Source organism: uncultured Clostridium sp. (assembly GCF_937920395.1).
Taxonomy (GTDB): Bacteria; Bacillota; Clostridia; order Clostridiales; family Clostridiaceae; genus Clostridium_AD.
The window spans coordinates 1-5,975 of the sequence record NZ_CALEVF010000333.1; the positions used below are offsets into that span (position 1 = coordinate 1).

The 5,975-nt window shown below is 29.7% G+C and carries 5 protein-coding genes and 1 pseudogene; all 6 read left to right on the forward strand.

Features of this window, described 5'->3' with window-relative positions; translation table 11 throughout:
• A pseudogene (locus tag Q0649_RS20280) lies at window positions 1-116 on the forward strand (protein translocase subunit SecF); the annotation flags it as partial.
• Window positions 117-278: 162 nt separating this feature from the next.
• Window positions 279-1,130 carry a DHH family phosphoesterase gene (locus Q0649_RS20285; RefSeq protein WP_298846141.1) on the forward strand — a complete coding sequence of 284 codons (852 nt, stop codon included), beginning with the start codon at window positions 279-281 and terminating at the stop codon, window positions 1,128-1,130.
• A 77-nt stretch (window positions 1,131-1,207) separates the two neighbouring features.
• Complete coding sequence (locus tag Q0649_RS20290; RefSeq protein WP_298846130.1) at window positions 1,208-1,726, forward strand: adenine phosphoribosyltransferase; 519 nt, start codon at window positions 1,208-1,210, stop codon at window positions 1,724-1,726.
• A 245-nt stretch (window positions 1,727-1,971) separates the two neighbouring features.
• Window positions 1,972-4,155 carry a bifunctional (p)ppGpp synthetase/guanosine-3',5'-bis(diphosphate) 3'-pyrophosphohydrolase gene (locus Q0649_RS20295; protein ID WP_298846133.1) on the forward strand — a complete coding sequence of 728 codons (2,184 nt, stop codon included), beginning with the start codon at window positions 1,972-1,974 and terminating at the stop codon, window positions 4,153-4,155.
• A 32-nt stretch (window positions 4,156-4,187) separates the two neighbouring features.
• Entirely contained in the window at window positions 4,188-4,634 is a 447-nt protein-coding gene (gene dtd, locus Q0649_RS20300; protein WP_298846136.1) for a D-aminoacyl-tRNA deacylase, read from the forward strand.
• Between the two features lie 10 nt (window positions 4,635-4,644).
• Complete coding sequence (locus tag Q0649_RS20305) at window positions 4,645-5,253, forward strand: MBL fold metallo-hydrolase (RefSeq protein WP_298846138.1); 609 nt, start codon at window positions 4,645-4,647, stop codon at window positions 5,251-5,253.
• Window positions 5,254-5,975: the final 722 nt, after the last annotated feature.

Here is a 5,975-nt window from a genome sequence, read left to right on the forward strand (position 1 = left end):
GAGATCTTAGTTTCCCATTAATTTTTGGTATAGGAGTTGGATGTTATTCTTCAATTTTTATAGCAAGCCCTATGTGGGTACTTCTTAAAAAAAGAGGTAAGAAAGCTAGAGTTTAATAAGGTAAACAGTAATATGGGTTAAACAATTTTAAATAAAGGACAGAGAAGTAGGATGTATTAATTACTTCTTTGTTTTTTTTATTTTACATAATAGAAAACAATAATTAATATATTTTTTATTAATATTGAGGAGTTTTTAGGGTGGATTTTTTTAAAAACATGCAAAAAAATAATAATGATTTTATAGAATACAACATGTATAATCCATTTTTATTAAAGGGAATGAAGGATGCATTAAATAGGATTATAAAAGCAATAAATCATAGAGAAAAAATTGTTTTATATGGGTTTTATGATGTGGATAGTATTACTGCAATATCCTTATTAATGTTAGTTCTAAAGTTTGTAAACGCTGATGTTGAGTATTTTATACCAGGTGAACTTAATGAAAATCGTGATTTAGTTGAAAAAGATATTACAGGACATATAAAATATTTAGGACCGGGACTTATAATAACATTAGGGTGTGGTACTAATTCAATTAGTGAAGTTGAACTGTGTAAAAGTATTGGGATAGATGTTATAATAACTGATTTTCACAAACCACTTAAACATGTCCCACAGACTATAGTTGTTAATCCAAAGCAAAAGGGATGTAATTATCCATTTAAGGAGTTATCCACCTGTGGGATGACATTTAAACTAGCTCAAGCAATTTCAGCTTACTATAAAATGAAATCCGTAAACAAATATATGGATTTGGTAATGATAGGCACTATATATAGCAAGAAAAAGCTTGAAAGTGAAAATAAAATAATAGCTGAAGAAGGTATAAAACAATTAAATTGTACAACTAATTATGGAATTTGTGCATTGATAAAAATACATAATATTAATATTATTAATGAAGAAACAGTTTTTAAATTAGCATCGACAGTAAAACCAACAATTAATCCAGTTGGAAGAATGGATAATGCTAAAATTGTTGTTGAGTTATTTATAACAACAGACAAAAATAGGGCACTACAAATATCAAAATATTTAGATATGGAACTTAAAAATAGTATATAATGTTTAGTGTATGGCAAGAGTTAAAATAATGAAGTGTTAACTTATTTGTATAAATGATTTAATTTAGGGGGATAACAATGGATTTGAAAAATAGTATTAGAGTAATAGATGACTTTCCAAAAAAAGGTATTAGTTTTAAAGATATAACTACCATTTTGCAAGATGGAGAGGTTCTTAGGCAGACAATAGATGCAATTGCCAAATATTTAAAAGATAAGAAAGTGGATGTTATAGTAGGACCAGAGGCGAGAGGCTTTTTATTTGGTGTACCTGTAGCTTATGCACTTGGAGCAGGATTTGTACCAGTTAGAAAACCTGGCAAGTTACCTTATGAAACACTTCAAATTGAGTATGAACTGGAATACGGAACTGATAAACTTGAAATACATAAAGATGCAATAAAGCCTGGACAAAGAGTAGCTATTGTAGATGATTTGCTTGCTACTGGTGGTACTGTTGCAGCGGTAACAAAACTTATAGAACAAATGGGTGGAAATGTTATTTCTTTAAATTTTGTAATAGAACTTACAGATCTTAATGGAAAAGAGAAACTTAAGGATTATGACATAATGTCTCTTGTGAAATATAACATTTAACTACATTTCAGAAGAGTCTCCAACTTCTATTAGTGGGTGTTATATGCCCTAATAAATAGAAAACTTCATTGGTAGTATAAATATTCTTCTGAAGTCGTTAATATTGCAGCTCCGCAGGAGATGATTTGATCTGATTTATTTAGTGGATAAATTTAAATTGCATAATTCTACAAATTATTATATAATATTAGTAAAAAGTATTGGCTGGTTATTTAACCAGCCTTTGATTTTAGGAGTGTATAAGCATGTTAGAAAAATTATTATCTAAGATTGAAAATAATTGTAAGAATGTAGACAAAGAACTTATTATTAAAGCCTTTAATTTTTCTTATGCTGCACATAAGGAGCAAAAGAGAGAGTCTGGTGAACCATATATAGTTCATCCATTAGAAGTAGCATGTATTTTAGCAGAAATGGGGCTTGATACTAGTACAATTGTTGCGGGCTTACTTCATGATGTAATTGAAGATACAGTATATACTTTTGAAGATGTAAGTATGGAATTTAATATAGAAGTAGCAAACTTGGTGGAAGGCGTGACTAAGCTTGGTCTCATAAAGTATAAGACTAAGGAAGAGGAACAAGCTGATAATGTTCGTAAAATGTTACTTGCTATGGCAAAAGATATTAGAGTTATTCTTATTAAGCTTGCAGATAGACTTCATAATATGAGAACTCTTAAGTACATGCCAATTGCAAAGCAAAAACAAAAGGCAAAAGAAACTTTAGATATCTATGCTCCACTAGCACATAGACTTGGAATGTCAAAAATAAAATGGGAACTTGAGGATTTATCACTTAGGTATTTAAACCCGAATGAGTACTATAATCTAGTAAGAAAAATTGCGGAAAAAAGAGTTGAGCGTGAAGAAAATATTAACAATATAATGAAAGAATTAAAATATAATTTAAATATTGTTGGAATAGAAGCTGATCTTGATGGAAGACCAAAACATTTTTATAGCATTTATAGAAAAATGGTCACTCAAAATAAAACTATAGATCAAGTTTTTGATTTGACTGCGGTTAGAATTTTAGTTAAGGATATTGGTAATTGTTATGCAGCTTTAGGTATAGTACATACGGTTTATAAACCAATTCCAGGAAGATTTAAAGATTATATTGCTATGCCAAAACCGAACATGTATCAGTCACTTCATTCAACAGTAATAGGACCACATGGGAAACCTTTTGAAATACAAATTAGAACATATGAGATGCACAAAACTGCGGAGTATGGTATTGCAGCTCATTGGAAATATAAAGAGGGTACAGATCAAAGTGATGATAAAAATCTTGATTCTAAACTTTCATGGCTAAAGGATATTCTTGAGTGGCAAGGAGAAACTTTTGATGCAGAAGAATTTATGGAAGGATTTAAAATTGATTTATTCTCAGATGAAGTTTTTGTATTTACACCAAAAGGCGAGGTTATTAACTTGCCATTAGATGCAACTCCAATTGATTTTGCATATAGGATCCATACAGATATTGGTAATAAATGCATGGGGGCAAAAGTAAATGGAAGAATGGTGCCACTAGAATATCATTTAAAAACTGGAGAAATAGTTGAAGTCATAACTTCACCTACGGCCAAGGGACCTAATATAGATTGGCTAAATATTACAAAAAGTAATCAAGCTAAGAGTAAAATTAAGGCTTGGTTTAAAAAGTCCAAAAGAGAAGAAAGTATTGAAAAAGGTAAAGAATTATTAGAGAGAGAATCCAAAAGACAAGAATATAATTTTGCAGTTATTGCTAAGGGTGAAGCAATAGAAAAAATATATAAAAAATATAATTTTAGAAGTTTAGATGATTTGTTTGCGTACGTTGGAGTTGGAGATATTATGCCTTCAACTATAGTAAATAGATTAAAAGAGGTTTATGAAAATAAAAATAAACAAGAAGATATGACAGTTGAGGATATTGAACAAACAATAACAAAGTCAACAAACAAAGATGCTAAAAAGAAATTGGATTATTCAGGACTAATAGTTAAAGGTGAAGGAAATCTACTTGTACGTTTCGCTAAATGTTGTAATCCAGTTCCGGGAGACGAAATAATAGGTTATATAACAATGGGTCGTGGAGTTTCTGTTCATAGACGTGATTGTAAAAATGCTAAATCACTAATAAAAAATGAAGCAAATAAGATGGTTGAAGTAAGTTGGGGAGTATCTGAGGGAAAAGGTTATATCACTGAAATCCAAATTAAAGCAGATGATAAATATGGTCTATTATCTAGTATCATGGAGATAATAACATTAACTAAAACTCAACTTTATTCAATAAACGCAAAAACTTTAAAGAACAATGTTGCTTTAATAAATATAAAGTTAAAAGTTGCAGGTATAGATAATTTGAAAGAGTTACAAAAGAAAATTGCTAAATTATCTGGTGTATTAGAAGTTTATAGAATTAAAAATTAAAAACTGTTTTACTTGATTTAGGAGATGTATTTATGAGAGCTGTAGTTCAAAGAGTTAATTCATCAAGGGTTGAAGTGAGTGGTAAAGTAGTAGGTCAAATAGGGTTTGGCTTAAATGTTTTGCTTGGAATATGCGATGGAGATACGGTAGAAGATATATTGTACCTAAAGGATAAAATTTTAAACCTTAGAATCTTCGATGAAGATGGTAAAATGAACAAATCTCTAATAGATGTTGGGGGAGAACTTCTTATAGTCTCACAATTTACATTATATGGAGACTGTAGAAAAGGTAGAAAACCTAGTTTTATGAGAGCTCTTGGTGGCGAGCAATCAGAAAAACTATATTTAGAGTTTGTAAAACAATGTACAGAAGTCTTAGGTGAAGTTAAAACTGGAATTTTTGGGGCAGATATGCAGGTTTATATACAAAATGATGGTCCAGTAACTTTACTTTTAGAAAGTAAGAAAGATTTCTAGGAGGGTAAGAATGCAAATTAAAAAAATAATAGCGGGAATATATGGAGCAAATTGTTATATATTAATGGATGATAAAACAAAAGAAGCAATAGTAATTGATCCAGGTGGTGATGCTAATGATATTGTTAAAGTAATAAACAATATGGGCGCCAAAGTTAAGTATATACTTTTAACTCATGGTCATGTAGATCATACATCGGGTGTTTGCGAAATTAAAGCGATAACAAATGCAATAGTTTGTATAAGCAAAAAGGATGATGATTTAATAACTAAAGGAGAATATTTATTTGGTCCTCTTATCAAAGGTGGTGCAGATAAATTTTTAAATGATGGGGATATAATAAAAGTTTCAAATATTCAAATTACTTGTCTAGATACTCCTGGTCATACACCTGGTGGTATGAGCTTTTTAACAGAAAAGTGTGCTTTTACTGGAGATACACTTTTTGCAGGATCTATTGGAAGAACAGATTTTGCAGGGGGGGACTTTAATGCTATAATTAATAGTATTAAAACTAAGCTTTTATGTATTCAAGGTGATACAATAGTGTATCCAGGTCATGGTCCGATTAGCACAATAAATAAAGAGAAATTAAACAATCCATTTTTACAGGAATAATATGGTGTATAATACATTATAATTTTATATGCTATGTTTATTAAGGAGTTAAGATGATAAGAGTAAAATTAAGTGACAAACAATTTAATTATGATGTATTTCAAATAATAAATTTATTTTACTTTTTTCCCGATATTAAATTCGTAGAAGAAGATTATGATTTTAATATTAATGTAGGGGAAACTATAGTAGATATACAAGGTGAGCCTGAGAATTTTGAATATATGGTTAATAATTCATATAAAATTAAAGATGAAGTTAAAAAAGCCGTTTTTTTATATTTTTCAAAAATAACATCTCAGGAATTTCCTTGGGGTACAATAATAGGGATTAGACCTTCTAAAAAGGCTCTTGATTTGCTTGAAAAGGGAGTAACGGACGATAAAATAATCTCAGAATTTAAAGAAAAACATGTTACAAGAGAAGATAAAGCACGTCTTTGTATTGATGTTGCAAAGTTCGAGCAAAGTATTGTTAATAAGAAAAAGAATAATATAAGTATTTATATTGATATGCCATTTTGTCCTACTAGGTGTATATACTGTTCTTTTACTTCTAATCCTATTAGTAAATGTAAAAATATTGTTATGCCTTACCTTGAGGCATTATATTATGAAATTACAGAAATGGGTAATTATGTACGCGTAAAGAAGCTTAACATTGAATGTGTATATTTTGGAGGGGGTACCCCTAAGATCGGAAGAGCGTCGTGTAGGGAAAGA